General features: G+C 62.1%; 30 protein-coding genes. 21 read left to right on the top strand and 9 right to left on the bottom strand.

What is annotated here, in order from left to right; all coding sequences use genetic code 11:
* Positions 1 to 45: 45 nt before the first annotated feature.
* The 4 genes from LCM4577_RS15505 to LCM4577_RS15490 all read right to left on the bottom strand — a co-directional run bounded on the left by LCM4577_RS15505 (position 46) and on the right by LCM4577_RS15490 (position 2,504).
* Positions 46 to 207, bottom strand: coding sequence for a hypothetical protein (locus LCM4577_RS15505; protein ID WP_181170376.1), 162 nt, complete (start codon positions 205 to 207; stop codon positions 46 to 48).
* A 128-nt stretch (positions 208 to 335) separates the two neighbouring features.
* Positions 336 to 737: a sigma factor-like helix-turn-helix DNA-binding protein gene (locus LCM4577_RS15500; RefSeq protein WP_338012035.1), complete on the bottom strand. Its 402-nt coding sequence runs from the start codon at positions 735 to 737 to the stop codon at positions 336 to 338.
* A 243-nt stretch (positions 738 to 980) separates the two neighbouring features.
* Positions 981 to 1,517, bottom strand: a complete 537-nt coding sequence (locus tag LCM4577_RS15495) for a cytochrome b (RefSeq protein WP_071072056.1) — start codon at positions 1,515 to 1,517, stop codon at positions 981 to 983.
* Between the two features lie 150 nt (positions 1,518 to 1,667).
* Positions 1,668 to 2,504, bottom strand: a complete 837-nt coding sequence (locus LCM4577_RS15490; RefSeq protein WP_041006329.1) for a universal stress protein — start codon at positions 2,502 to 2,504, stop codon at positions 1,668 to 1,670.
* Positions 2,505 to 2,699: 195 nt separating this feature from the next.
* Here LCM4577_RS15490 and LCM4577_RS15485 point away from each other — a divergent pair, with 195 nt between their 5' ends.
* Both LCM4577_RS15485 and LCM4577_RS15480 read left to right on the top strand, forming a co-directional pair.
* Entirely contained in the window at positions 2,700 to 3,068 is a 369-nt protein-coding gene (locus LCM4577_RS15485; protein WP_371410052.1) for a cytochrome c, read from the top strand.
* A 66-nt stretch (positions 3,069 to 3,134) separates the two neighbouring features.
* On the top strand, positions 3,135 to 4,691 hold the full coding sequence (locus tag LCM4577_RS15480; protein WP_041005826.1) for a bifunctional aminoglycoside phosphotransferase/ATP-binding protein: 1,557 nt from the start codon (positions 3,135 to 3,137) through the stop codon (positions 4,689 to 4,691).
* Between the two features lie 16 nt (positions 4,692 to 4,707).
* Here the strand turns inward: LCM4577_RS15480 and LCM4577_RS15475 are convergent, their stop codons facing one another.
* Positions 4,708 to 7,389 (bottom strand): bifunctional acetate--CoA ligase family protein/GNAT family N-acetyltransferase, encoded by a 2,682-nt coding sequence (locus tag LCM4577_RS15475; protein WP_071072506.1) that lies wholly within the window; start codon positions 7,387 to 7,389, stop codon positions 4,708 to 4,710.
* A gap of 150 nt (positions 7,390 to 7,539) precedes the next feature.
* Between LCM4577_RS15475 and LCM4577_RS15470 the strand changes: the two genes are divergently transcribed.
* The 5 genes from LCM4577_RS15470 (at position 7,540) to LCM4577_RS15450 (ending at position 11,345) form a co-directional block, all read left to right on the top strand.
* A complete protein-coding gene (locus LCM4577_RS15470) occupies positions 7,540 to 7,926 on the top strand; it encodes a DUF302 domain-containing protein (protein ID WP_071072054.1) in 387 nt (128 codons plus the stop codon).
* Between the two features lie 11 nt (positions 7,927 to 7,937).
* Entirely contained in the window at positions 7,938 to 9,806 is a 1,869-nt protein-coding gene (locus tag LCM4577_RS15465) for a heavy metal translocating P-type ATPase (RefSeq protein ID WP_071072505.1), read from the top strand.
* Positions 9,803 to 10,252 carry a thioredoxin TrxC gene (gene trxC / locus LCM4577_RS15460; protein WP_071030526.1) on the top strand — a complete coding sequence of 150 codons (450 nt, stop codon included), beginning with the start codon at positions 9,803 to 9,805 and terminating at the stop codon, positions 10,250 to 10,252. Before LCM4577_RS15465 ends, trxC begins: the two co-directional genes overlap by 4 nt.
* An 88-nt stretch (positions 10,253 to 10,340) precedes the next feature.
* On the top strand, positions 10,341 to 10,727 hold the full coding sequence (locus tag LCM4577_RS15455) for a hypothetical protein (RefSeq protein WP_041005817.1): 387 nt from the start codon (positions 10,341 to 10,343) through the stop codon (positions 10,725 to 10,727).
* Between the two features lie 24 nt (positions 10,728 to 10,751).
* Positions 10,752 to 11,345 carry an NAD(P)H-dependent oxidoreductase gene (locus LCM4577_RS15450; RefSeq protein ID WP_071072052.1) on the top strand — a complete coding sequence of 198 codons (594 nt, stop codon included), beginning with the start codon at positions 10,752 to 10,754 and terminating at the stop codon, positions 11,343 to 11,345.
* A gap of 113 nt (positions 11,346 to 11,458) precedes the next feature.
* Here LCM4577_RS15450 and LCM4577_RS15445 read toward each other — a convergent pair whose 3' ends face one another.
* Together LCM4577_RS15445 and LCM4577_RS15440 are read right to left on the bottom strand one after the other, a co-directional pair.
* Positions 11,459 to 12,442, bottom strand: coding sequence for a zinc-dependent alcohol dehydrogenase family protein (locus tag LCM4577_RS15445; RefSeq protein WP_071072050.1), 984 nt, complete (start codon positions 12,440 to 12,442; stop codon positions 11,459 to 11,461).
* Positions 12,443 to 12,526: 84 nt separating this feature from the next.
* Entirely contained in the window at positions 12,527 to 12,700 is a 174-nt protein-coding gene (locus LCM4577_RS15440; RefSeq protein WP_157900468.1) for a hypothetical protein, read from the bottom strand.
* 227 nt (positions 12,701 to 12,927) lie between these two features.
* Between LCM4577_RS15440 and LCM4577_RS15435 the strand changes: the two genes are divergently transcribed.
* The 3 genes from LCM4577_RS15435 to LCM4577_RS15425 all read left to right on the top strand — a co-directional run bounded on the left by LCM4577_RS15435 (position 12,928) and on the right by LCM4577_RS15425 (position 14,759).
* Entirely contained in the window at positions 12,928 to 13,575 is a 648-nt protein-coding gene (locus LCM4577_RS15435; RefSeq protein WP_041006344.1) for a helix-turn-helix domain-containing protein, read from the top strand.
* 44 nt (positions 13,576 to 13,619) lie between these two features.
* Complete coding sequence (locus LCM4577_RS15430) at positions 13,620 to 14,135, top strand: GNAT family N-acetyltransferase (protein WP_071030584.1); 516 nt, start codon at positions 13,620 to 13,622, stop codon at positions 14,133 to 14,135.
* Positions 14,136 to 14,552: 417 nt separating this feature from the next.
* Positions 14,553 to 14,759, top strand: coding sequence for a DUF1858 domain-containing protein (locus tag LCM4577_RS15425; RefSeq protein WP_071072048.1), 207 nt, complete (start codon positions 14,553 to 14,555; stop codon positions 14,757 to 14,759).
* Between the two features lie 5 nt (positions 14,760 to 14,764).
* Here LCM4577_RS15425 and LCM4577_RS15420 read toward each other — a convergent pair whose 3' ends face one another.
* On the bottom strand, positions 14,765 to 15,469 hold the full coding sequence (locus tag LCM4577_RS15420) for a Crp/Fnr family transcriptional regulator (RefSeq protein WP_071072046.1): 705 nt from the start codon (positions 15,467 to 15,469) through the stop codon (positions 14,765 to 14,767).
* 204 nt (positions 15,470 to 15,673) lie between these two features.
* Here LCM4577_RS15420 and LCM4577_RS15415 point away from each other — a divergent pair, with 204 nt between their 5' ends.
* From LCM4577_RS15415 to LCM4577_RS15390, 6 genes are all read left to right on the top strand, one after another.
* On the top strand, positions 15,674 to 16,873 hold the full coding sequence (locus LCM4577_RS15415) for an NnrS family protein (protein ID WP_071072044.1): 1,200 nt from the start codon (positions 15,674 to 15,676) through the stop codon (positions 16,871 to 16,873).
* 157 nt (positions 16,874 to 17,030) lie between these two features.
* Positions 17,031 to 17,477, top strand: coding sequence for a pseudoazurin (locus LCM4577_RS15410; RefSeq protein WP_041005804.1), 447 nt, complete (start codon positions 17,031 to 17,033; stop codon positions 17,475 to 17,477).
* A gap of 247 nt (positions 17,478 to 17,724) precedes the next feature.
* Positions 17,725 to 18,828, top strand: coding sequence for a copper-containing nitrite reductase (nirK, locus tag LCM4577_RS15405; protein ID WP_041006349.1), 1,104 nt, complete (start codon positions 17,725 to 17,727; stop codon positions 18,826 to 18,828).
* Between the two features lie 69 nt (positions 18,829 to 18,897).
* A complete protein-coding gene (locus LCM4577_RS15400) occupies positions 18,898 to 19,764 on the top strand; it encodes an SUMF1/EgtB/PvdO family nonheme iron enzyme (protein WP_071030535.1) in 867 nt (288 codons plus the stop codon).
* A 22-nt stretch (positions 19,765 to 19,786) separates the two neighbouring features.
* Positions 19,787 to 20,227: a group III truncated hemoglobin gene (locus tag LCM4577_RS15395; RefSeq protein WP_071072503.1), complete on the top strand. Its 441-nt coding sequence runs from the start codon at positions 19,787 to 19,789 to the stop codon at positions 20,225 to 20,227.
* A gap of 93 nt (positions 20,228 to 20,320) precedes the next feature.
* Entirely contained in the window at positions 20,321 to 20,752 is a 432-nt protein-coding gene (locus tag LCM4577_RS15390; protein ID WP_041005800.1) for a potassium channel family protein, read from the top strand.
* Positions 20,753 to 20,772: 20 nt separating this feature from the next.
* Here LCM4577_RS15390 and hemN read toward each other — a convergent pair whose 3' ends face one another.
* On the bottom strand, positions 20,773 to 22,146 hold the full coding sequence (hemN, locus tag LCM4577_RS15385; RefSeq protein ID WP_052468859.1) for an oxygen-independent coproporphyrinogen III oxidase: 1,374 nt from the start codon (positions 22,144 to 22,146) through the stop codon (positions 20,773 to 20,775).
* A 106-nt stretch (positions 22,147 to 22,252) separates the two neighbouring features.
* Between hemN and LCM4577_RS15380 the strand changes: the two genes are divergently transcribed.
* From LCM4577_RS15380 to ccoP, 5 genes are all read left to right on the top strand, one after another.
* The gene (locus tag LCM4577_RS15380; RefSeq protein WP_041005798.1) at positions 22,253 to 22,966 is read left to right on the top strand and encodes a Crp/Fnr family transcriptional regulator; all 714 of its coding nucleotides are present in this window, start codon (positions 22,253 to 22,255) and stop codon (positions 22,964 to 22,966) included.
* Between the two features lie 250 nt (positions 22,967 to 23,216).
* Positions 23,217 to 24,827, top strand: a complete 1,611-nt coding sequence (ccoN, locus tag LCM4577_RS15375) for a cytochrome-c oxidase, cbb3-type subunit I (RefSeq protein WP_041005795.1) — start codon at positions 23,217 to 23,219, stop codon at positions 24,825 to 24,827.
* A 10-nt stretch (positions 24,828 to 24,837) separates the two neighbouring features.
* Positions 24,838 to 25,569: a cytochrome-c oxidase, cbb3-type subunit II gene (ccoO, locus tag LCM4577_RS15370; protein ID WP_041005793.1), complete on the top strand. Its 732-nt coding sequence runs from the start codon at positions 24,838 to 24,840 to the stop codon at positions 25,567 to 25,569.
* 13 nt (positions 25,570 to 25,582) lie between these two features.
* Positions 25,583 to 25,732 (top strand): CcoQ/FixQ family Cbb3-type cytochrome c oxidase assembly chaperone, encoded by a 150-nt coding sequence (locus LCM4577_RS15365; RefSeq protein WP_041005791.1) that lies wholly within the window; start codon positions 25,583 to 25,585, stop codon positions 25,730 to 25,732.
* Between the two features lie 2 nt (positions 25,733 to 25,734).
* Complete coding sequence (gene ccoP, locus LCM4577_RS15360; RefSeq protein WP_071072042.1) at positions 25,735 to 26,598, top strand: cytochrome-c oxidase, cbb3-type subunit III; 864 nt, start codon at positions 25,735 to 25,737, stop codon at positions 26,596 to 26,598.
* The last annotated feature ends 48 nt before the right edge of the window (positions 26,599 to 26,646 follow it).

Here is a 26,646-nt window from a genome sequence, read left to right as displayed (position 1 = left end):
CGCTCGACGTCACGCTTCATGACGAGCGTCGCCGGGACAGAGGCGCTAGTCCCCTTCCTCTTGATAGAGGCGTTCGACCGCCCGGTCGCTCTCGCGCCGCTCCGCCGGTCCTCGGCGGCGGCGTGTAACGAGGACGTAGATGATCGCAAGCAGGAGGATGAGGGGACCGCCCGCGACGACGATGAGCCACAAATCGGTGCCGGACATTGCTCCTCCCTTCCCGGGTCGAAGGTGCCGCTCCAGCAACGAAGATGTTGCCGGTTCCCACGCTAACCGGTGAAGGGCTCGAATGTTCCGTCCGGCGCGGCAAACAATCCGCGGGCCGCTGCCCGCCGCTACCGCCTATTGCCGGCATCCATCGGCATCGTCCGCCAGCGCCGACTTGGCGTTTGGCCAAGAGGCAACGGGACATTGGCCCAAGAGTCCACGGCTGTGGCTGAAGATATCCGTGCCCGGTTCAACCGGCTTTTGATGGTGCCGATAGCGCAGCCGCAGATGCTCGCTGTCTCCTCATAACTTACGCCGAGGATGGCTATCAGCACCAAGACCTCCCGCTGCTGGGGAGGCAGTTTGCCGATAGCGGCATGAACCTCCTGGCTGCGAAGATGCCATTCCTGGTCACCATAGGTGATTGAACGGGCCGATGCGCAATCATTCACTCCCGGCGCCTCGCGCGTATAGACCTTGTGCTTCGTATAGAAGGTATTGCGCATGATCGTGAACAGCCATGACTTGATCCGGGTGCCAGGTTCGAATTGATCGATATGCGCTATCCCCTTGAGCAGGGTTTCTGCACAAGATCGTCGGCGTCAGTCTTAAGCGCAACGTATTGATATACAATAATTTGGTGGGCCCGGAGGGTCGTCGTTTTCTACAGGAAGTCAATACGTTAGCGGCTGGTTCGCCAACCCGTTTCCTTCGTATTCTCTCGTATGGTCTGGCGAACCCAAACACGACGAAAGAGATTAGACGATCGGAAACTATCGATGATTCCCACTCAAATCAGACGGCGCCATGGGATTCATGCGCTCGAGCGTCCGGTCTTTCAGAACGAATTGATGCCAAAGCGCGATCAGAGCATGCAGGCCGGCGAGCCAAAGGATCAGCGTTCCGGCGGTTTCGTGCAAGTCGGCAATCTCTCCTGGCGCGCCCTGCACTGCCGCCGTCAGGCTCGGCAGACCGACACCAAGAAAGGAGACTGGCACGCCGAGCCGAGAGGCGGCGTACCAACCGCTTAGCGGCAGCGCGATGAGAAGAACGTAAAGCAGAGTGTGTCCGGCACGCGCTGCGAGGTCGAGCCATGGATTCTGCGGATCTTCGATCCGGGGCGCGGCGCCCAGCCGTCGGGCCAGTAGACGAGGAATGACCAACAGCAACACGGCAAGCCCTACTGTAAAGTGAACGTAGGAGGGATCGGTCCGCGCGTGTCGGCCCCCTACGGCCGTGAACCACGCGACCACCACGAGCACCACCGTCAGCCAATGAATTGCGATCGTGATCTGCGAATAGCGATGCATCAGAGGTGCCTTTGAGGTCGTTTGGCGCTCTCACAATCGCACAAGCGCCGATATGTTCCAGATAGCTCCTCCACCGGCGCCGAGACGACATATGGGCCACTTGGACAGCGAAACATAAGAATTGGCATTCGCCTCTCGCTGGATAAAGCTTCAACGAGCCATGATGATCGGCAGCCTCGGGTCCTCGATCATCGATCTGGTGACGCCGCCGAAAATCCTCTCGCGCAGCCGGGAATGGCCGTAGGCCCCCATGACCATGAGTTCGGCGCCAGTGTCGACGGCATGTTGGCGCAGAACATCGGCGATCGAGTAATTTGAACTCGGCAGTCGGTCTACAGCCACCTTCACGCCATGACGGGAAAGATAAGTAGCCACGTCCGCGCCGGGCTCCGCGCCGTGATGCCGTTCGTCCTCGATCGGGTCGACCATGACGATCCGCACCTCATCGGCGCCCGAAAGGAGGTCGAGCGACTCCCGCAAGGCGCGCGACGCTTCCAGGCTGGCGTCCCATGCGACCAGAACGCGTTTCGGCTTCAACGTCGCAGTTGCCCCATCGGGGACAAGCAGGAGTGGCTTCCCAGACGAAAATAGCGCGCCTTCGATGACTTTCTCCTTGAGCGTTTGGCTCGTCAGCAAGTCTGGCCCAAGCACAGTTAGATCGGCGTAGCGCGCGCGCCGGCCAATGACCTCATCCGCCCAGGCATGGTCCGGGTAGTCATCGCTCAGGTCCGTCGATACCGGGCTCGCCGACAGCATTTTGGAGACGGCCGAATTCCGCTTCTGCAGCATTACCATCTCGGCTTCCCGCTCCGCGAGCCAAGCCGGCGAAACCACCTCGGCATATGCTCCGCCAGAAGGAGGCGCCGCGATGACCAGAACAAGCACCGAGAGATGGGCATTGATTTCTTCGCACAGGCCCGTGGCAAGCCTCAGATCATCATCTCCCTGATCGGCCCCTGTAACCGTGAGCAATGTCTTGAATGGCATGGCGGCTTCTCCTTGTTCGGGAAAGTTCACAGAGGAGCAGCCATAGCCAGGTGGTCGGAAACCGTCCTTGCGCTGAATCAAACCGATCCGCTCTCGAGATTGATCCCAGTCAACGCCATGCGCGCGACAAGCCTTAGCCTGTCCCCATGGCTGGAGGCGGATCAAATGAGATTCGGAACGACGATAGGTTTCTTGGTGCTGACGCTGAGTGCCGCGGCGGCACAGCAGATGAGCAATGGAGAGCAGGAATATCTGAATTCCTGCGCCGTCTGCCACGGTGTGGACGGCAGGGGTGACGGACCAATGGCTGACGTATTGCGCAAGCGCCCCGCGAACTTGACCACGCTTGCGAAGCGCAATGGCGGGGAGTTTCCGTACTGGCGGGTCTACGCGACAATCGACGGCCGCGGCCTCGTGCCCGAGCATGGCGAGCGCGACATGCCGATCTGGGGCAATCAGTTCCTGCCTGACGACGTGAAGAAATACGGGCCCTATGGCGGAGAGGCCGTCACCACGGAACGCATTCAAAACCTCGCCGGTTACGTCAAGACGCTCCAACGCTAGAGGGGCTCATAGGGCTTCAACCGGCAAGACCGAGGGACAATGCAATCAAGGTCGAGGACGCACTTTATGATCACTGAGAACCAAGACATCGTGGTCGACATGCTGAAGGACCCCGCCACCTATGGTGAGGCTGGTCCCGTCGAGGCGATCGAAACCCACATTTCGCGGATCTTCCTTGTTGGCCAACGCGCATTCAAGATGAAGCGCGCAGTCAAGCTGCCCTATGTCGATTTCTCAACGCCGGAGTTGCGGGTCGCCGCGTGCGAAAAGGAAGTGGAGTTGAACTCCAGAACGGCGCCCGGTCTCTATCTCGATGTCCACCGCATCACACGCGCGGGAGACAGGCTTGCATTGGATGGATCGGGCGAACTGGTTGACGCCGTTATCGAGATGGTTCGCTTCGATCAGTCGAACCTCCTCGATCGGATGGCCGCCGCGGGAGCGTTGACCCCCGCCCTGATGACGGGCGTGGCGCGCATGATTGCGCAATACCACCGCGGCGCCGACGTGATCCATGCCGGCGGCGGATCGGCGAACATCGGCGGGGTGCTTGAAATCAACTCGGCCGGATTTGCGACAAGCCACGTCTTCGACGGAAAGGAGATTGAAACGCTCGACGCAACATTTCGCGCCGCCCTCGCCCGCCATGCCGGCCTGCTTGACCGGCGCGAGGCGGCGGGCCGGGTCCGCCGCTGCCATGGCGACCTGCATCTGCGCAACATCTGCGTCTTCGATGGCGAGCCTCGCCTTTTCGATTGCATCGAGTTCAACGATCAGATCGCCACCGTCGATGTCCTTTACGATCTCGCATTCCTGCTGATGGACCTGTGGCATCGCGGTCTTCCTGAGTTCGCCAATCTTGTGATGAATCGCTATCTCGACGACGCCGACGACGAGGACGGCTTCATCCTGCTGCCTTTCTTCATGGCGGTACGCGCGGCGGTGCGCGCTCACGTGACCGCGACCCAGGTCGAGGAGGGCAGCCGCGACTCGACAAAGCTGATAGCTGAAGCGCGCGCCTATTTCCGACTCGCGCAGGCTTTGCTCGTCGAAACGCCACCTCGACTCGTCGCGATCGGCGGTCTGAGCGGCTCGGGCAAGACGACGGTCGCCGAAGCGATCGCTGCCCAAATCGGCGCGCCACCCGGTGCGCGGATTGTCGAAAGCGATCGCATCCGTAAGGCCATGCATGGCGTACCTGCCGAGACCAAGCTGCCCGACAAGGCCTACCGGCCCGGCGTGTCGGAACGCGTGTATCGCCAGATCGCCTGGCGTTCGGAGCTGATCCTTGCCGAAGGCGGTTCTGTCGTCGCCGACGCTGTATTCGACAGGTCGGAGGATCGCGACAGGATCGAGCGCGCCGCGAGCGAGGCAGACGTTCCTTTTGCCGGATTTTGGCTGGCGGCAGATCCGTCTGTGCTTTGGCGTCGTGTCAGCGAGCGCAGGGGCGGCCCGTCGGATGCCACGGTCGACATCCTGTCACGGCAGTTGCAGCGTGACGCCGGTGCATCGACCTGGCGCAAGATCGAGGCGGACCGCAAGGTGGGCGAAATCACGGCCGAGATGGTGCCCTTGATTGAAGGCAAGACTTCAACTGCACAGAGCTTCAGACAGACAGGATGATAGACACTGCCGCCGCTTAGCTGACCTCCAGCCTCGCTACAGACAAGCCCGGCTCGCTGGCATGGTGCGCAACCGAAAAGCCGAACTCCCGGCACATTGTGAGCATCTTGCTATTTTCATTGAGGATCATGCCTTCGATACGACCGATGCCGTCAGCCTTCGCATAGTCGATGAGCTGGTTCAGCAGGTCCCATCCGAGACCATGGCCCTGCAGGTCCGACCGGACGAGCAAGGCATATTCGCCTGTCCGGTGATCGGGGTCGCAGGAAAGCCGACCGATTCCGGCCAGCGCTCCGGTGTCCTTTTCCAGCGCGACGAAGGCGATGTCGCGATCGTAATCCAGCTGGGTGAGCCGCTTCAGCATTTGATCCGGAAAGTTCTTCCGCAGTGACAGGAATCGCAGCCGCAGATCATCGGGTGAAATCTTGGCCAGGAACGCAGGATAGAGCGCTACGTCCGCCGGCATGATCGGCCGGATGTGGAAGGAGAGACTATCCGAGACAAAATCCCGGTCCCATCCCGACGGATAGGGTCTTATCGCAAGAGCCGGGTTTGGCGCCGGATCGTCCACCCGTCGCGGGTCGATTTCGATGCGGGCGTCGAGCGCAATCACACCCTCGGCGTCCGCCAGCAGCGGGTTGATGTCGAGGGACACCAGGCAGGGAAAGTCGACGATCATTTGCGACAGGCCGTTGAGCGCGGCGATGATCGCGGCTCGATCGGCGGGCTTGTGATCGCGATAGCCGGCAAGCAGGCGACCTATCCTGGTCGCGTCGATCGCATCCGCGGCCAGCACGTCGTCAAGCGGCGGCAGGGCGATCGCGGTGTCGTTCACGACCTCGACCGCTGTGCCGCCGGCGCCGAACAGAATGACGGGCCCGAACATAGGGTCCACGCTCATGCCCAAAATGAGTTCCTGCGCATCCTCGCGCGCGACCATTGTTTGCACGGTATAGCCGTCCGGCTTCGATCCCGCCGCCTGCGCGCGCAAGCGTGTCTCGATCGACCGCGCGGCCTCCGCGGCCTTCTCGGCGGTCGCAATGTCAAGAACCACGCCGCCGACGTCCGACTTGTGTGAGACCACCTTCGACAGCAATTTGACGACCACTCTTTCCGAGCTTTCGAGAAGCTCGCCGGCCGCCCGCGCCACTTCCGCGACCGAGCCGGCGACAATGGTTCTCGGCACGGCGATGCCGTAGGCGGAGATCGCCGCCTTTGCTTCCGGCTCCGTCAGCATGCGCCGCCCTTCGCTGGCCACCTGCCGGAAAATCGCATGCGCCGCGGCCTTGCCGTGGACCTGGTCATCACCTTGGCTTGAGGGCGTGCGCAGGAGCGCCCGCTGGGCCTGCGACCATTCGCTGAGATAGGACGCTGCGATCGCCGCGTCCTCGGGCGTTTCGAAGCTGGCGATGCCGGCCTCCGTCAGGACGCGCCGGCCCTCTCGCGCGGTATGCTCGCCGAGCCAGCACGCGAGAAGCGGCTTTCCACCGATCTCGCCTTCGTCGCCAAGCTCGGCCACCTTCCTGGCCGCGTTTGCCGAAGAACCAAGCCCGGTGGGGCAGTTCATCACCAGGATGACGTCCGTCCCCGGATCCGCCGCCAAGGCTTCGAGCGCCGCCCCGTAGCGCTCCGGGGCCGCGTCTCCGACGATGTCGATCGGGTTCGCATGCGACCAGGTCGGCGGGAGCACATGGTCGAGTCGCGTGATCGTCGACGGCGCAAGTTCAGCCAACTCGCCACCACGATCGACGAGCTTGTCGACGGCAAGAACGCCGGCGCCGCCGCCATTGGTGACGATGCCGACGCGCGCCCGCTCGAGCGGAGCGTGGCGCGCGACCGTCTCCGCCGCATCGAGCAACTCGGCCAGATCATCCACACGCAGCACCCCTGCCCTCCGCAAGGCGGCGTCCACCACCCTGTCCGCGCCCGAAAGCGCGCCTGTGTGTGTCGCCGCCGCCCTGGCCGCCTGTTCGTGCCGGCCAGGCTTGATTGCGATGACCGGCTTGAGCCGCGCCGCCGCCCGCGCGGCCGACATGAACTTGCGCGGATTGGGTATCGTTTCGAGATACATCACGATGGCTCGCGTGTGGAAATCACCCGCCAGCATGTCGAGGCAGTCACCGACGTCGACGTCCGCCATGTCGCCAAGCGAGATGATCCGGGAAAAGCCGACATTGTTCTCGGCTGCCCAATCAATCAGCGATGTAGCGATTGCGCCTGACTGCGAGATCAACGCGATGTTCCCCGGTCGGGCCGCCATGTGGGCAAAACTTGCGTTGAGCTTCGCGGGAGGAACCATCAACCCGACCGTGTTCGGCCCGATGATGCGCATGAGCGACGGCTCAGCGGCATCGAGCATTGCCTGGCGCAGACCGTTTCCGTGATTGAGCCCCGCGGTGATGACGACGGCTACTCGCGTTCCTTTCTCACCCAGCTCGCGCACGATACCGGGGACGGCGTTGGGAGGGGTAACGATCACGGCCAGATCGGGAATGCCCGGCAGGTCGGCAACCCTGCCGTAGCAGCGGTGGCCGGCCACCTGCGAGTGTTTGGGATTAACCGGCCAAATCTCTCCCTCGAAACCGCCGACGACGATGTTGTCGAAGACGACACGACCGACCGAACCAGCGCGTTCAGTCGCGCCGACGACGGCGACGGATTTCGGTGAGACTGCGTACTCAAGATTTCGGATCGTCATTCCGGAAAACTCCTCGCCGCCACATTCACTGAAGGCGATGAACATTCATTGCGCTGGATCAAAGCGTCACCGGCACCCCAAGGCTAGCTAAAGCGACGCTGCGGCCAGGCTGCTCTGCGGGCGAAGACCGTCCGTCGAAGGAGAATCCCGATGAGTTACTATTTCAGCAAAAACCTCGACATGCCATTTGACGCGGCGATCGAACATGTCACCAAAAAGCTTGCCGGCAAGGGCTTCGGCATCCTGACGCGGATCGATGTCCAGCACACGATGAAGGTCAGGCTGGGCGTCGACTTCAAGCCTTACATGATCCTCGGCGCCTGCAATCCGCATTTCGCATGGCGCGCGCTGCAGGCCGAGGACAAGATCGGCGCGATGCTGCCCTGCAACGTGATTGTAACCGAGATCTCGCCAGGCAAAGTCGAGATTGCCGCGGTCGATCCGGCAGCGGCGATGGGGGCCATCGAAAATCCAGCGCTTGCCGCAACAGCAAAGGATGTCCGGTTGTTGCTGCAGGAACTGATCAACGAACTTTGACGGCCGACGCCATGGACGAGTCCGCATTACGGCGCGCGCTGCTGCTCATAGCCACAACGGGTCTGGCACTTGGGTTGGGCGTGTGGCGGAGCGGTGCTGGCCCGCTCTCGCCCGACACAATCTGGGCAGCGGCAACCCTGCCGGTCGTTATCACCCTCGCCATCTCCATCTTTCGCGATTTCTGGATCGGCCGGATCGGTGTCGACGCGATCGCGCTGGTTTCGATGTCGGCGGCCCTGTTGCTGGGGCAAGCACTGGCGGCGGTGGTTGTCGCCATCATGTATGCCGGCGGCACGGTGCTGGAAGACTTTGCGCGCGGCAGGGCGGAACGCAATCTCAGAGCGCTGACCGACAGGGCGCCGCGAGTGGCGCATTTGAAATCGGCACTCGGCACGGAAACCGTTCCGATTGATCGCGTCGCGGTCGGCGACGAGCTTCTGGTGCGCGCCGGCGAGTTGCTGCCGGTCGACGGAATCCTGCTCGACGCTTCGGCCTTATTGGATGAATCGGCCGTCACCGGCGAGCCCCTGCCGGAGCGTCGCGGCGCCGGCGACACATTGCGCAGCGGCACAGTCAATGCCGGCGAAGCCTTTGTCATGCGGGCCTCGGCCATCGCCGATAATAGCACTTACGCCGCGATCGTGCGCATGGTCGCGGCCGCGCAAACGGCCAAGGCGCCGTTCATACGCATGGCTGATCGCTTCGCGCTGCTCTTGCTTCCGGTCACGCTGCTGCTCGCCGGCATCGCCTGGCAGCTTTCGGGTGACCCGATCCGCGGCCTTGCGGTGCTGGTGGTCGCCACGCCCTGTCCGCTGATCCTCGCAGCGCCGGTTGCATTCATCGGGGGCGTGTCGCGCGCTGCCCACGCCGGCATTCTTATGAAAGGCAGCGCAGCGCTCGAGGCGCTCGCCCAGATACGCACCGCAATCTTCGACAAGACCGGAACTTTGACGCTCGGCGGCGCCGAACTGATCGAGATCGACGTCGCTCCGGACCAGCAAGCCGATGAACTGCTGCGGCTGCTGGCCTCGCTGGAACAGGCCTCCCACCATGTCCTCGCGGATTCGATCGTCCGCACCGCCCGCCATGGAAAGCTGACGCTTTCCCAACCCTGTGATGTCCGCGAGCATCGTGGAGAAGGCCTCAAGGGTCTGGTGGACGGGATGTCGGTCGCTGCGGGGTCGCGGTCACTCGTTCTTGGGGGCGAGCCGCTGCCAGGATGGGCTGAAAGTGGAGACAAACGGCACCGGAGCGCGCAAGTGCTGAGGGTGTTCATCGCCTTGGACGGTCGACTTGCCGGTATCTTCACATTCGGAGACGCCATCCGCGAGGATGCTGTCGAAACGATTGGCGCCTTGCGTTCGGCAGGCGTCACGCGGATCGTGATGCTGACCGGCGACGATGGCGCGGCCGCCGAAAAGATATCCGCATCGCTCAAACTCGACGCCATGTTTGCCGATGCCACGCCGGCCGACAAGGTCGGAACGGTCGAGACCGAGAAGGCGACGGCGCCGACGATGATGGTCGGCGACGGCATCAACGATGCTCCCGCGCTGGCCGCGGCGACCGTTGGCATCGCGCTGGGAGCTCGCGGCGGCACGGCCTCCTCGGAGGCCGCCGATGTTGTTGTGCTGACCGATAGCCTGCAGCCAGTCGCGGAAGCACTGTGGGTCGCCAGGCGCACGCGCGGCATCGCTCTTCAGAGCATCATCGCCGGACTGGCGCTTTCTGGCGCCGCGATGATTGCGGCCGCCATGGGGCACCTGACGCCCGTGGCAGGCGCATTGCTTCAGGAGGGGATAGACGTCGCCGTCATCCTCAATGCGCTGCGTGCGCTTGGCGAGGGGCGTTTGGAACGTAGGAGACCTGAAAGGTCATGACGCAGGACAATCTGGTGGTTTGCACCAAATGTGGTGTGGTCAATCGCCTGCCGCTCAGCCGCAACAGCGCCGATGCCAAATGCGGAAAGTGTGGCGCCTTGCTGTTCTCGGGGCTTCCACAGGACATCGACGCGGCAAACTTCGATCGCCAGGTCGGGCGCGGCAGCCTCCCCGTCCTGGTTGACGTCTGGGCCCCCTGGTGCGGTCCCTGCAAGATGATGGCGCCAGCCTATGAGGCGGCCGCCAAGACCCTCGAGCCTCACATTCGGCTGGTCAAGCTGAACTCCGACAAGGAGCAGGCCGTCGCGGCGAGGCTGGCTGTTCGCGGCATCCCCACCATGATCCTTTTTCACCGCCAGCATGAGATTGCCCGTATCTCGGGCGCGATGGGCACAAGCCAAATCGTGAATTGGGTTCGCAGCCACATTCCGACCGGCGGCAACTGAGCTCCACCCAGCAACCAAGCAGCCGTTTGATCCTGGTCAAGGTGGCGCCCAGGCGCTGCGCTAGGAATTGCCTGAAAAGGAGAATGCTATGACCACTTTGCAGGATCTCACCCCGAACTTCAGGACCATCCGCCTGCTTCTGGCCCGCGAAAAGAGCCATCCGGAGGGCGACCGCGAGGAAGGTTACGACGTGCTGGCGCCGCTTACCGATGAGGGACGGTTGAATGCCGATGAATGGAAATCGCACAAGGGTTTCTGTCGTGTCCGTCGCTTCCGCACCGGCGAAGACGATCTCATCGGCCGTTTGCGCCGCAAACCCGGCGGGCAATGGTATTTTGACTATGCAGAGGGTGATCGTGACGACGAGGTTGGCTTCCATCTCGGCGACGAACGCTTTGTGACCGGAGAATACGTCTCGATCACCCGCAACGGAGCCATGCACACTTACCAGGTCGCCCGCGTGGAACGGCCCTAGCAGTCCCTCCGTGGTGGGAGCCAAATGGTGCCTCGCCGTATCCTCATTGTCATCGGCCACCCCGATCCGTCCCCGGAGCGGCTCTGCCGCGCCTTGGCCTCCGCATACGCCGACGGCGCTGAACGCGCTGGCCATATCGTGCGCAAGATCGATCTGGCCTCGTTGGACATTCCGTTCCTTCGGACGATGCAGGAGTTCGAGCACGGAGCGATCCCCGACAGTCTCAAGGAAGCCGCCGAGGCGGTCGTTTGGGCGGAGCATTTCATCTTTGTCTTTCCGCTTTGGCTGGGCACTGTGCCGGCTCTGCTCAAAGCATTCATCGAGCAGGTGATGCGACCGGGAACGGCGTTCGCCTATCCCGCCAAGGGCGAAGGTTTCGCCAAAGCCCTGCTGTGCGGCCGCTCAGCCCGGCTGGTGGTGACGATGGGCATGCCCGCAACCCTCTACCGAATCTGGTTCCTCAGCCACGGGATAGCCGGCATGCGCCGCGGCATTCTCAACTTTGTCGGCATCAGGCCGGTGAGAGAAACTTTGTTTGGCATGGTCGCAAGCGCCAGTGAGGCAAAACGGGCGAGTTGGCTCAAACAGATGCAACGGTTGGGCGAACGCGCGGTCTAAAGCATGTCTCCCGAAGTGGGAACCGGTTTCGGGATAAAGACATGCGGAAAATCAAAAACCCAAAGCGCATGGAACGAATCTGAAAGATCGCGACGCGTTTAGTCTGCCGAATGTCACGGCACCAGAACAGCGGCGCCGCTCACCCTGCCCATCCGCAAATCGTCCAGCGCCTGGTTGGCCTGCGCAAGCGGATAGACTTTTGTGTGCGTGCGCACCTGAGCGCGCTTCGCTATCGGAAAGAATTCCTCCGCGTCTCGCCGGGTAAGATTGGCGACTGACAACAACTCTCTTTCTTCCCAGAGAAGTCGGTATGGCATCGACGGGATGTCGCTCATGTGGATACCGCCGCAAACCACGCGACCACCTTTGAGTACAGCCCGCAACGCTGCCGGCACCAGGTCGCCGACCGGGGCGAAAATGATCGCCGCGTCGAGCTCGGCGGTGGGCGGTTCCTCGGACGATCCTGCCCAGACAACGCCCAACGAGCGTGCGAATTCCTGTGCCTGAGCATCGCCAGGCCGGGTGAACGCAAAAATCTCACGCCCTTGCCAGACCGCGACCTGCGTGACGATATGCGCCGCGGCGCCGAAGCCGTAGATCCCCAGCCGCTTGCCACCGCCCGCCTTCTTGAGGCAGCGCCAGCCGATCAGTCCAGCGCACAGGAGCGGCGCCAGCGACATAGGGTCCGCCGTGGCATCGAGATCGAAGGCGAAACGCTCGTCGGCAACGACATGACTGGCGAAGCCGCCGTCACGTGTGTAGCCGGTGAAAAAGGGCAGATCGCAAAGATTCTCCGCGCCGGCGACACAATAGGGGCAATGGCCGCAAGTATGTCCCAGCCAAGGGACGCCCACTCTCTGGCCGAGCCGCGACTGTGACACGCCCTCGCCAACCAGGTCCACGATACCGACGATCTCGTGGCCGGGAACAAGCGGCAACTTTGGCCGCGGCAGATCGCCATCGACGATATGCAGGTCGGTCCGGCAGACGGCGCAGGCTTCGACCCTCAGCCTTATCTCGCCCGGTCGCGGCGTAGGGTCGGAGCGATCGACGAACTTCAGAGGAGTGCCGGGCCTCTCCAGCACCATTGCCTTCATGACGCACCTCGGTCCGGAAATGGTTGGGACGGATYGTTCCGCGTTCGCAAAAATCGGGAATGCACGGCCTGATGTCGAACGGTCCTATCGCGTATGCTTGCCCTTCACCGTGTGCGACCGCTCGTGGCGGCCGAAGCCGTAGCTCGCCGCAACGTGCAGGCGCTTCCGAGCGGACAGCATTTCGAAATAAAGGCCTAGGGCGCCGAGATAGGCCAGGCCGAGTATCCCAGCCCAGATTTCGACGGTGTCGGAGGTCATGGCCACATTCCCTTGGTTGGCTGGTTCTGACCGAATAATCGCCCAGCCAATTCCTGCCGACCTTGATCGTGGTCAATTGCATAATGCGCCACACGCTCGGCGATGCATGGATCGATCGGGTGATTTCGAGCTCGGCTCTAGGTAGTTTCCCGTAGGGACATAACCGAATTTCGGCGTGGCGGGATTTGCGCGATTGCTGTTGTCACGAATTCACCGGGACCACAGCCATGTACGCTCAAGCTTCCGCCAAGATCGAACTGCCGTCTTATCTGCCAAAGCAGGATTCCTCGCCCGTCTTCGAAGGAGCGATGGTACAGCCGGTCAGCTTCTTCCCGGCAGGCGCCGAGATTTACGCCCAGGGCGAAAAGGCAGGCGCCCTCTACCAGGTCGAATTCGGCGCCGTGCGCATCTATCGCCTGCTCACCGACGGCCGCAGACAGATCAGCGCGTTCCATCTGGCGGGCGAGACATTCGGCTTCGAGGCCGACGCTACCCATCACTTCTTCGCCGAAGCGATCAATGCAACCGGGGTCCGCGTCTATCGCACTCCCTCGGGCATGGACATGTCCCGCCAGCTCCTGCCCCTCGCCCTCAAAGGCCTTACCCGGGCACAGGAACATCTCCTGGTGCTTGGCCGCCAGAACGCCATCGAGCGCGTCGCGGCATTCCTCGTCGAAATGTCGGAGCGCCAGGGCGGGTTGAGGCAGGTGGAGTTGCCGATGTCGCGCAACGACATCGGCGATTATCTCGGCCTCACGATCGAAACTGTCTCGCGGGTCTTCACCCGCCTGAAGGAGAAAGGCGTGATCCGTCTGCTCAGCCTTCGCAGCATCGAGATCCTCAAGCGGGACACGCTGCTGGCAATGGGGGAATGAAGCATTCGAGCCAGTTCCACGCACCAATCCTGAAAGGGACGACAATGACAAGCACGCTCATCACGCACACCGGATTTCGGTTCGAAGTGCGCCGTGCCCGCCCTGATGACGAGCCACTCGTCGCCGAGTTCTTCAAACATGTAACGCCGGAGGATTTGCGCTTCCGTTTCCTCGGCGCCGTGCGGGAAGTGTCGCATGAGCGCCTGGTGGCGATGACCCGTTCCGACGATCCCCACATCCATAACTTTCTCGCCTTTTCGACCGATGGAATGCTGATCGCGGTGGCGACCCTCGCCGCCGATCCGGCCGACCGGCGCGGCGAGGTCGCCCTCTGCATCCGGGAGGATCGCAAGCATCTCGGCGTCGGCTGGGAATTTCTCGGCTACATCGGGCATTACGCAGACGATCACGGCATCGAGACAGTCGAGTCGATCGAGAGCCGCGAAAACCGCGCGGCGATCGAGCTCGAGCGCGAGATGGGCTTCACTGTGACGACGGATTCTGACGATCCGACCCTTGTCAGGGTCCAGCGGAAGCTCGGCGCCAAATTGGCGAGTTAAGACCTTGCCGTTTTCGACCGCATGGGAGCCCGCTACCAGGGTCGTCGAGACCGGTGGCGAGCCGGCAAATGGCTGCACCGCTGAGGGATCGACCATCCACCTCAACTGACAGCTCTGGCATTTGATCGACGTTCCGCCAATAGGCGAGCGGTTCAAATCCTGTCACGGCTGCGGGCCAGACTCAAGGCATCAGCCGCGCAATGCCCCACGAAAGCTCCACCCCCTAGGTGTCCACAGGTCTCACTGACTCTTCAACCAGAGCTGCCACGAGGGTGCGTGAGCACGGCCAATCCGAAGAGCCGCTTTTCGAATAAAGCCACCGATACACCCGTAGCCAGTTGCTCCTTCTTTGTCCCAGCGCAACGAGCATCCAGGCAACCGGATGCAAGATGCCGATCCTTAACGCGGACAGTCGGCATGAAACGCAAACTGAAGGATGACGCGACGATGGACGGGATCATGCGCGAGACGCCGGCGGCAATTCGTGTCGTTCTCCAGCACGGAATGCTGTGCGTCGGCTGTCCGATCGCTTCCTTCCACACCGTTTCGGACGCGGCACGCGAGCATGACCTGGACGAGGACCAGCTTCGCTGCGACCTGGAGGCGGCCATCGACGCCGGCTGAGCAGGCTAGCCCTTTGCCGAGCGGCCTTCGGCTATGACCAGGAGGCGATGGGGTTCGACCACGACCACCCTTTGTCGCCCGCTCTTGACCAGCCCCTGGTCTTCCCAGGCGGAAAGCAGCCGGCTGACCGTATGAAGCGTGGTGCCCGTCATCTCGGCAACGTCCTGGCGTGAAATGGGGAAGTCGATCATGATGCCTTCCTCGGTCTTTTTCCCCGACTGCTTGATCAGCTTCAGCAAGGCATGCGCAACGCGCTGCTCCACCTGCTCGGTGGACATCTCGATGACGCGAGCATGAGCATCCTGCAGCCTTGTTCCCACCGCCTTGTAGGCATTGGCGCCGAAGCTTGGGTAGCTCGCCGCGAATGTGGCCCAGAGCTGGCTCGGCCAGGCAAGCGCCACGCAATCGACCGCCGCGAGGGCATTCGCCGGATAGGTCGTCCGGCCCAGAGCGCTGGCGATCCCCATCAATTCGCCCGGGCTGATGTAGCGCACGGTCACCTCATGCCCATCCGGAGTCGATTTCACCACGCGCACATGGCCGTCGAGCAGCAGGAAGAACGAATGGGCCTCCTGCTCCTGCTCGAACACCGGTTGATCCTTGGCGATACGAATGGACCTTGCCTGTCCGATTATGCGATCGAGGTCCGCCGCGGCGATCCCGTCGAAGACGGGCAGCCCGGCAATCAATGACCGATCAAGGCTTGCCAACTGCCTTCCCTCCCCAACTCAACCGCGCTGCCCCCGACTTGCGGACCAGACTGTGTCACGAGGGACAGGCCGTCGGCAAGCGAAGCCTTGTGCCGGTAGCGCCAACCAACCGCTCTGTTGTTTGCGCTAAGGCCAATGTCTCTTCCTGAGGCCGGGGTAGAAGAGGCGCATGGGCACTTTTGCCCGGATTCAACGAGGCATGTCATGGCAATTCCGCGGACGCGGCCAAGCGCCTATCCGGCGATACTCTCCTACGGCTTCCGACCATTCTTCCTGCTGGCGTCGCTGCAAGCCGCCACTGCCATGCTTATGTGGCTGCCGCTCTATTACGGCAGGCTTGAAACCCTTAGTCTGTTCCAGCCTGTGGACTGGCACATCCACGAACTGCTCTTTGGCTACCTGACGGCGGTCGTGACAGGCTTCCTGCTCACTGCGATCCCAAACTGGACCGGACGCCTTCCCGTGCAGGACGGTCGCTTGCTGATACTGGTGCTGCTCTGGATCGCGGGGCGCTTGGCAGTGTTCTTTTCTGCGCAAATGGGCTGGCTCTTGAGCGCGATCATAGACTGCTCGTTTCTTCTAGCGGTGGTCGCTGCCGCGGCAACCGAAATCGTCGCCGGCCGAAACTGGCGAAACCTCAAGGTCCTACTGCCCGTCACAGTCCTTTTTGTGGCGAACGTCATGTTTCATGCCGAGGCGCACTACCAGGGCATCTCCGACATCAGCCGCCGCTTGGGTCTTGGGGCCGTCGTCGTCCTCATCATGATCATCGGCGGGCGGATAGTCCCCAGTTTCACCCGCAATTGGCTGGTCCGCGAGAAGCCCGGCCGGCTTCCCGCACCATTCAGCAGGTTTGATGTCGGGACGATCGCGCTGTCGGCCTCCGGCCTTGCCGCATGGACCTTCTTTCCCGAAAACACAGGCACGGGCGCGTTGCTGATTGCCGGAGCAATGTTCAACGCCGTCCGGCTCGCTCGTTGGGCGGGCGACCGGACACTGGCCGACCCGTTGGTCCTGATCCTGCACGTTGCATTCGCCTTTGTGCCATTAGGCCTGCTGCTTGCCGGACTGGCCGCGCTCGCGCCGGGAACTGTTCCTGTGGTGGCCGGCATTCATGCGTTGGCCGTGGGAGCGGTGGCCTGCATGACCCTGGCCGTCATGACCCGCGCCTCCCTCGGCCACACGGGCCGCGAATTGGCGGCGGACGCCGGAACACGGGCGATCTTTGCTGCAATCGTCATCGCCGCCATTTTGCGCGTGGCGGCCGCCATGGCTCCCGACATGGCCCTTCTCCTTCATATGTCGGCGGGGCTCTGGGTTGCCGCCTTCGTCGGCTACGCTGTGCGCTTCGGCGGAATGCTGATGCGGCCACGCCTGCTAACGCGCCGCAAGAGCGCCGCCTGACGGTTGGCGGAGACGTTCCGCCATGACCCGGTTTCTTGCTTCCGCGCCGCTCATTTTCGTCGAGCAATTTGCGCCAGCGCAAATCGCCAAGCCGTCCGGCGATCTACAAGAAGGCAACGGTTGATGCCGTGGTGAACCAAAAGAAAGGACTATTCCAATGAAACTGCCCCTCATTGCCGCGGCGATCGCGTTGCTCTCAATTGCCGGCGCCGCAAATGCCGAAGAACATGTCGTCCAGATGCTGAACAAGGGTGACAAGGGCTCGATGGTCTTCCAGCCCGACTTCGTCCGGGCCGCCCCCGGCGACACCATCAAGTTCGTGCCGACCGACAAGACCCACAACGCCGAGATCATCAAGGGCATGATCCCGGACGGCGCCGAAGCCTTCAAGGGCAAGCCGAGCGAGGAGATAACGGTCACCCTCACCAAGGAAGGTGTCTATGGCGTGAAATGCGCGCCCCACTATGGCATGGGCATGGTGGCGCTGATCGTCGTCGGCAAGCCGGTCAACCTGGACGCAGCAGAGGCCGTCAAGCAGATCGGCAAGGCAAAGCCGGTCTTCGCCGAGTTGTTCGCCGAGGCGACCAAAGCTGCTTCGAACTGATCCGAGAGACTGCCTCCGGCGATGGCGAGCCGGAAGCATTGGCCGGGCGGACCTGGTGAGAGGTCTGACCCGGCCATTTTCATATTGAGATGGTACGTCGCTGTACGGCAACCCCGCACCGACATGGCCCAGCAATCGCCTCCAAAGTTGAAAATTCATTTCATTCAGATTTGCGCAAACGCAAAGACGCACCGCGCGAAGACACTATCTTGGCTTTATCGAAACGTTGAAGTCGAGGAGATGAAGAATGCTTACGAGACGCGAAGCTTTGCTGGGCTCTGTTCTGACCGCCGCCGCCGTCGCCACCATCGGCTCGACGCCGGTAATGGCAGCCACGAAGGATGTGTCCGGGCTGCCCCGCGAAAAGGTGACCCTGGTGGCGCCGCCTTTCGTGCACGCTCACGATCAGGTGGCCAAGGGCGGCCCCAAGGTCGTCGAGTTCACCATGAAGATCGAGGAGAAGCCGGTGGTCATCGACGCCGACGGCACGCAACTCAATGCCATGACTTACAATGGCTCCATCCCGGGCCCTCTGATGGTCGTGCATGAAGGCGACTATCTCGAGCTCACGCTGATCAATCCCGATACCAACACGCTCGCCCACAATATCGACTTCCATGCGGCGACCGGCGGACTCGGTGGCGGCGCGCTGACGCTGATCAACCCGGGCGAGCAGGTGACGCTCCGCTTCAAGGCGACCAGGTCGGGGACGTTCGTCTACCATTGCGCCCCTGGCGGCGCGATGATCCCGTGGCATGTCGTGTCGGGGATGAGCGGCGCGGTGATGGTCCTGCCGCGCGACGGCCTGAAGGACGAGAAGGGCAAGCCCGTCCGCTACGATCGCATCTACTATATCGGCGAGAATGACTTCTATATCCCGCGCGACGAGCAGGGAAAATTCAAGAAGTACGACTCGGCCGGCGACAACTACGACGACACCGTTAAGGTGATGCGCGGCCTGATCCCGACCCATGTCGTGTTCAACGGCAAGGCGGGATCGCTGACTGGCGAAACCGCCATGAAGGCCAAAGTCGGCGAAACGGTTCTGATCGTCCATTCTCAGGCCAATCGCGACACCCGTCCGCACCTGATCGGCGGCCACGGCGACTTCGTCTGGGAAGCTGGCAAGTTCGCGAACCCCCCTGCCAAGGACATGGAGACCTGGTTCATCCGCGGCGGTTCGGCGGGCGCGGCGCTCTACACCTTCCGGCAGCCCGGCGTCTATGCCTACGTCAATCACAACCTGATCGAGGCTGTCGAGCTCGGCGCCACCGCGCACTTCACCGTCGATGGAACCTGGGACGACGACCTGATGATGCAGATCGAAGCTCCCAAGGCGATTGCCTCGTAAACCGGAAAGGCGATCTTCCACGACCCGCCGGCATCGCCGGCGGGTCGCGGTCGCAGGCGGATTTTGAACATGTCCTTCGATCCTGTCTTCACATTTGGAACCATGGCTGCCGCCGCCCTCATCGGATTGGGCCTCAGCAATGCGATCGACGGGACGTCCCCTCGGTCCCGGGTTCCAGCCGCGGCGGCGGAGCTGGTAGCCCTGAAGCGCGGGTCATTCGAACACCCACAGCCTGGCGAGTTCCTCAGAGACAGCCATCCCGCGCCCGCACCCGTAGCGAGGGAAACCATCGACGCGCCTCTGGAAATCATGAAGTTCCAGGTGACCGCATCCGACTATGACCGCTGCGTTTCGGACGGCGCCTGCAAGCCTGCCGACTCAAGCATCGTCGGCAACGTTCCGGCGACGGGCGTCAGCTTCCTCGATGCGCAGGCTTACGCGAATTGGCTATCGGCAAAGACAGGCGAGACGTGGCGGCTGCCGACCGACGTCGAGTGGGCCTATGCCGCGGCCGAGCGGTTTCGGGCTGACATAGAAGCTGGTGAAGGCGACCCGGCGGATCCGGCGAGGCGGTGGCTCACCCAATATCGCAACGAGTCGGCGCTCGGCCGCAAGGCCGATCCTGAACCGCGACCTGCCGGGGCATTTGGAACCAACTCGAAGGACGTTGCGGATATTGCCGGGAATGTCTGGGAATGGACATCGACCTGCTATGCCCATGTGACGATGTCCGGCGACGGCGCCGCCAGTTCGCTGAGCAATTGCGGCGTTCACGTTGTGGAGGGATTCCACCGCACCTACATGTCGAACTTCATCCGCGACGGCAAAAGCGGCGGCTGCGCGGTCGGCACCCCGCCGGACAATCTGGGCTTCCGTCTCGTGCATGATCGTGCAGGCTTCCTGCAGGCGGCGCTTCGCCGCCTTGGCCTCGCCTGATCGCTCCAAAAAAGGAATGCGAATGACTTCAAAGCCGGTCTTCCTCGACAGGATTCGCCCTGCCGCCGAACAATCCCTGGCAAGCCCCGGCGTCGACCGAGCCTCGATTGGAGCGCTGGTCCGCGAATTCTATTCCAGGGTGAGAAAGGACGAGCGGCTCGGACCCATCTTCGCCCGGGAAATCGCTGGCGATTGGGAGCCTCATCTGGAGAAGATGACGGATTTCTGGTGCTCCGTCATTCTGAAGAGCGGCGACTATCATGGACGGCCGGTGCCAGTTCACCTGAGGCTTACGGACGTCACCGAAGCCGATTTCAGTATCTGGTTGGCTCTCTTCGGCAAGACGGCGTCCGAGCTCTTCATCCCCGAGATCGCGGCGGTGTTCGTCGAGCGGGCCGAACGGATAGCAACAAGTCTGAAGCTCGCGATGTTCTTCCGTCTCGGCTCCGCCGTCAGTGAGTAGCTGCGATCCCGCCGGCGCGGAGAATTCACCGGACTGATGGCAGGCTTGATTTTGCGCAAGGACCGCGGCGGTCGGGGTTCGTAGTTTCCGCCGATGATCCTCGATCTTTGCTTCGGTACGATCGTCATAAGCCTGACGGTCGGGATTCACACCTTCGGCCTTATCGCGATCACTCACGTGATGGCACGCCTTGTGGCGTTCTTCCGCATGCATGGGCGGCGCAGCCGGGTGCTGGCCATGATCACCGTGGTCATGGGACTTTTCGCCGTGATGACGGTGGAAGTCTGGCTGTGGGCTGGAGTCTACCGGCTGCTCGGAATCCTGAGCGATTTCGAGACGGCGCTTTATTTCTCGACCATCACCTTTTCAACGGTCGGCTATGGAGACGTGGTGCCCGCTCACGGCTGGCGCGTGCTGGCGGCCCTGGAGGGCATCAACGGCTTTCTGCTGATCGGCTGGTCGACCGCCTATCTGATCGCCGCCGGCACCCGTGTGGGCCCTTTCAGGGTAGGCGAGCATTTTTGATCCGCGGCCCGAGCCATCGCTCAGACAGCCAGCGAGTGCCGGCCGATCCCATTGCCAAGATATCTGTCGAATTTCGCCGCCACGGTCCTGACGAGAGGACGGCTTTCCTCGGGCACCACGAAGCTCTCACCATCGAGTCGAAGAAATCGGCCGGCGCCGCTGATGGCCAGGCGGCTTGCTTCGCAGAGCAGCGTTTGGCCGACCGCTCCAAAGCGTTCGACAAGGTCTATGGCCGAGAAAGCGAAGTTGCACATCAGCCGCTCGATGATCCAGCCCCGCGCCAGGTCATCCAGGCTGAACTCGATGCCCCGCGCTATTGCCAGTTGTCCGCGATCCACGGCCTTTTGATACTCACCGGTGGCAACGATATTCTGGGCATAGCCTTGGCGAAACCTGCTGATCGAGGACGGGCCGAGGCCGATAAGGGTCTCGCATTGATCTTCGGTATAGCCCTGGAAATTGCGCCGGATCTTGCCGGCGCGAGCCGCGACCGCCAACGCATCCTGCGGTTTGGCGAAGTGGTCCAGCCCCAGGGCTTCATAGCCGGCATCGACAATTATCTGGGCGGCAAGCCGCGACTGCGCCAGGCGAGCGGCGGAATCGGGCAGCCATGCCTCATCGATCATCGTCTGATGCTTCTTGAACCAGGGGACATGCGCATAGCCGAACAGGGCCAGCCTGTCGGGCGCCAGTGTCAGCGCCTGGGAGACGGTCGCCGCAACACTCTCGCTGGTCTGGTATGGCAGCCCGTACAAGAGGTCCAGGTTGACGGATAGAACGCCTCGGGCCCGCACCGCATCGACGATGCTCTTGGTCAGCGCGAAGCTCTGCTCGCGATTGATCGCCTTCTGCACCTTGGGATCGAAGTCCTGGACACCAAGACTCGCTCGCGTCATGCCGATGGCCGCGAAGGCGTCGAGCCGGCCCTCGTTCATGTCGTTCGGATCGATCTCTACGCTGATGCTGGCATCGGCAAGGAAGTCGAACCGTTCCCGCAACGCCTTTCCAAGCATGAGGATGTCGTCGGGCTTCAGCATCGTCGGGGAGCCGCCGCCGAAATGAACGGCACGGACCCTGCCGTTCACAAGGCCACCGACCGTTTCGATCTCTTTGTGGAGCGAGCGCAGGAAGGTCGCCACCGGCGCATAGTGACGCGTCTGCTTGGTATGGCAGGCGCAGAACCAGCACAGCCGGTCGCAATAGGGGATATGCAGATAGAGCGATATCTCGTCATCGCCTTCAAGCGCATCCATCCACCCGCGAACCGTTACCGCGTCAACGCCCGGATGAAAGTGCGGCGCCGTCGGATAGCTCGTGTATCGCGGTACGTTGTCGCCCAGGCCCTTGGCCGGAATTGAGTGCGGGGGCTGGATGATAGCGACAGGAGCGGTCATGACGGTCAAGCTACCTGAACGGCACCGCCAAAACCTTGATTTAGATCAAGGCAGCTCAAGCCAAAACCGGCGCAAATTGCCGCTCTATTTGACCACGGGCGTCACAATGGCCGGCATACAAGATGCTCAACAGGCTGAGGTTCCCGCAATTTGCAACTCCTGCGAAGCGCGGCGGGCCGGATTATGCGGTGCGTTCAACAACCGCCAACTTGCCGATTTGGCCAAAGCCTCCTCCAGGCACGAGATCTTGGCCGGGACGGACCTGCCCGACGACGGAACCTACTCGAACCTATTGTCCGGGGTGGTCAAGCTCACGATAAGTCTTTCGGATGGTCGTCAGCAGATCGTCGGTTTCCATTTCGCGCCCGATTTTCTGGGCAGGCCGTTCGAGGCGAAAAGGCCGATCAAGGCCGAAGCCTTGACGAATATGGCGCTATGCTCGTTTCCAAGAGCGATCGTCGATCAAATGACCAACGAGGTGCCGGAACTTGGACGCCTGCTGCTGAGGCGCGCGCTGAACGAACTCGACGACGCGCGCGACTGGATGGCGGCGCTGGGGCGCAAGACCGCCTCCGAGAAAGTCGCAAGCTTCCTTCTTATGTTCGCCGGACACATCGGCCCCTCCAGACATCCAGCAGACTCTATCAGCTTCGATCTGCCGCTGACACGCGGGGAAATCGCCGATTTCCTTGGGCTGACGATCGAGACGGTAAGTCGGGAATTCTCCAGGCTGCGAGTGGACGGGGCGATCCGGATCGTAAACAAGCGGCACATCAGCCTCGCAAGCATCGCTCAGCTCGAGGAACGCTGCGGCGACTGATCGGCTATCGAACCGTCGTCTGGCTTTGACCCTCCAGAGTCGCCGACTTCGGCCCTGCGGGTCGTTTCATCGGCGCTGCTGCCTGTTCACATCACTGCCAAAGCTGTGCTCCAACGGTCGCGGCAACCTTCCCCAAAACAAAAGCGCGTCGCGTTTGACTTGAATCAAGGCCCGGGAACGGAAAATCCCAAAATGGTGCCGCGAGCGGGCATTTCCGCCGGAACTTTCGAGACGAGATCGGGGACTTGCGATGAAATTTGGCACGGAGATCGTCCTTTTAGGCCTGTTTGCTTTTGCTGCCCTTGTGGCCGCCGGCTTCGGCGCGGATGAGCCTTTTCGCCAGCACATGTGGGTTTTGTTCTTCGCGGTGGCTGGCTTTACCGCGATCTTGCTGCGCAATTCGGATTTCAAGCCCGCGGCGCCGATCGACCCCTCCGCCTACATGGATGGTCCGATCCGCTACGGGGCCATCGCAACGGTCTTCTGGGGCGTCGTTGGCATGTTGGTCGGCGTGATCATCGCGCTGCAACTCGCCTACCCTGACCTCAACATCCAGCCTTGGTTCAATTTCGGCCGGCTGCGGCCGCTCCACACCTCCGGCGTCGTCTTTGCCTTCGGCGGCAACGCGCTGATTTGCACCTCGCTTTACGTCGTCCAGCGCACCTGCCGGGCGCGGTTGTTCGGCGGCAACCTCGCCTGGTTCGTCTTCTGGGGGTATCAGCTCTTCATCGTCATGGCCGCGACCGGCTATCTGCTGGGCATCACCGAAAGCCGCGAATATGCCGAGCCGGAATGGTATGTCGACATCTGGCTGACCATCGTCTGGGTCGCCTATCTCCTGCTCTTCCTCGGCACGATCCTGAAGCGCAAGGAACCGCATATCTACGTCGCCAACTGGTTCTACCTCTCCTTCATCGTCACCATTGCGATGCTCCACGTCGTCAACAATCTGTCGATGCCGGCATCATTCCTGGGATCGAAAAGCTATTCGGCCTTTTCCGGCGTCCAGGACGCACTTACGCAGTGGTGGTACGGCCACAACGCGGTCGGCTTCTTCCTGACGGCCGGCTTCCTCGGCATGATGTATTATTTCGTCCCGAAGCAGGCGAACCGGCCCGTCTACTCATACCGCCTGTCGATCATCCACTTCTGGGCGCTGATCTTCCTCTACATCTGGGCTGGGCCCCATCACCTCCATTACACCGCCCTGCCCGACTGGGCGCAGACACTCGGCATGGTGTTCTCGATCATGCTGTGGATGCCGTCATGGGGCGGCATGATCAACGGCCTGATGACGCTGTCAGGCGCCTGGGACAAGATCCGCACCGATCCGATCATCCGCATGATGGTTACGGCCATCGCCTTCTATGGCATGTCGACCTTCGAAGGTCCGATGATGTCGATCAAGACCGTCAACTCGCTCTCGCACTACACCGACTGGACCATCGGCCATGTCCATTCGGGCGCGCTCGGCTGGGTCGGCATGATCACGTTCGGCGCGATCTACTACATGGTGCCGAAGCTCTGGAATCGCGAGCGGCTCTATTCGCTGCGGCTTGTCACCTGGCACTTCTGGCTGGCCACGCTCGGCATCGTCGTCTACGCCGCGGTGATGTGGGTCTCGGGCATCATGCAAGGACTCATGTGGCGCGAGTACGATGAGCAGGGGTTCCTCGTCTACTCCTTCGCCGAGACCGTCGCCGCCATGCATCCCTACTATCTCATGCGTGCGGCGGGCGGCGCCATGTACCTCACCGGCATGCTGATCATGGCCTGGAATGTCACCATGACCATTCGTGGCTACCAGCGCAAAGAGCAGCCTTTGCCAGGTATCGCCCCCGCCCTCCAGCCTGCCGAATAAGGAGCCAGACATGGGCCTGATGGATAGACACGCGCTGATCGAGAAGAACGCCACGTTGCTTCTTGTCGGATCCCTGCTGGTGGTGACCGTCGGCGGTATCGTCGAGATCGCGCCGCTCTTCTATCTCGACAATACGATCGAGAAGGTCGAGGGCATGCGGCCCTACTCGCCGCTCGAGCTCGCCGGCCGAAATATCTATGTGCGAGAGGGATGCTATCTCTGCCACAGCCAGATGATCAGGCCCTTCCGGGACGAAGTGGAACGCTACGGCCACTACAGCCTGGCGGCCGAGTCGATGTACGATCACCCGTTCCAGTGGGGATCCAAGCGAACGGGGCCGGATCTCGCTCGCGTCGGCGACCGCTACTCCAACAGCTGGCACGTCCAGCACCTTACCGACCCGCGATCCGTCGTGCCCGAGTCGATCATGCCAAGCTACGCGTTCCTGAAGGACACGCCGATCGAGGTGAAGGACTTCTCGACGCATCTCGTCGCCAACCGGCGTGTCGGTGTCCCCTACTCCGATGACATGATCGCCAATGCCAATGCGGATCTGATGGCACAGGCCGATCCCAATGCCGACACGTCAGGCCTGGAGAAGAGATATCCGAAGGCCAAGGTCGGCGACTTCGACGGCAATCCGCAACAGGTCACCGAGATGGACGCCCTGGTGGCTTACCTTCAGATGCTCGGCACCTTGGTCGATTTCAAGAACTACGACGAAGCCGCCGGCTACCGCTGAGGAGCACAGACCGATGGAATACAATTTGATGCGGGAGTTCGCCGACAGTTGGGGCTTGCTTGCAATGGCCCTGTTCTTTGTAGGCTGCATCGCTTTTGCGCTTCGCCCCGGCGGCAAGGCGCATGCCGACCACGCCGCACAGATACCTCTCAAGGACGATTGATCATGAGCAGCGAGCATGTCGACGAAATCTCCGGCGTGACGACGACCGGCCATGAGTGGGACGGCATCAAGGAACTCAACAATCCCTTGCCACGCTGGTGGGTGATAACCTTCTACATTACCATCGCCTGGGCACTCGCCTACACCATTGCCTACCCCGCCTGGCCGATGCTGAGTTCCGCCACCAAGGGCGCCCTGGGCTTTTCCAGCCGCAACGACGTCAAGAACGAAATGGCCGCGGCTGAGGCTGCCAAGGCCAAATATGTCGCGGCGATACAGTCCAAAACCGTTTCGGAAATTGCTGCTGACGACACTTTGCGCGAGTTCGCCGTCGCGGCCGGCGGCGCGGCATTCAAGGTCAACTGCGTGCAGTGCCATGGCTCCGGCGCGCAAGGGTCGACAGACTTTCCGAACCTCAACGATGACGATTGGCTCTGGGGTGGCAAGGCGGAGCAGATCCAGCAGACGATCACGCACGGCATTCGTTTCGCCCCAGACGCGGATACTCGCCAGTCGGAGATGCCTGTCTTTGCCGACGTGCTCAAGCCGGGTCAGATCGCTCAGGTCAGCGCTTTTGTGGCCAGCCTCTCAGGGCCGGTGCGGGACAAGAGCCTGATCGAGCCCGGCGCCAAGGTTTTCGCGGACAATTGCGCGGTCTGCCATGGCGACACCGCGAAGGGCAACAGGGACCTCGGTGCTCCCGATCTGACGGATGCGATCTGGCTCCACGGTTCCGGCGAAGCCGCGATTGCTTCGCAGGTGCGAGCTCCGAAGAACGGGGTGATGCCTGCCTGGGTCGGTCGTCTCGGCGAGACGACGGTCAAGGAACTGGCTGTCTATGTCCATTCGCTTGGCGGCGGAGAATAGGAGCGGGGCCTATTCTCGGCCCTCAGCCGTTCAAGCGACGAGGCCCGG

The organism is Mesorhizobium sp. LCM 4577, from assembly GCF_001854795.2.
GTDB lineage: Bacteria > Pseudomonadota > Alphaproteobacteria > Rhizobiales > Rhizobiaceae > Mesorhizobium > Mesorhizobium plurifarium.
The sequence above is the reverse complement of the archived record's forward strand: the minus strand, read 5'-3'. Positions and strand labels throughout refer to the sequence as shown.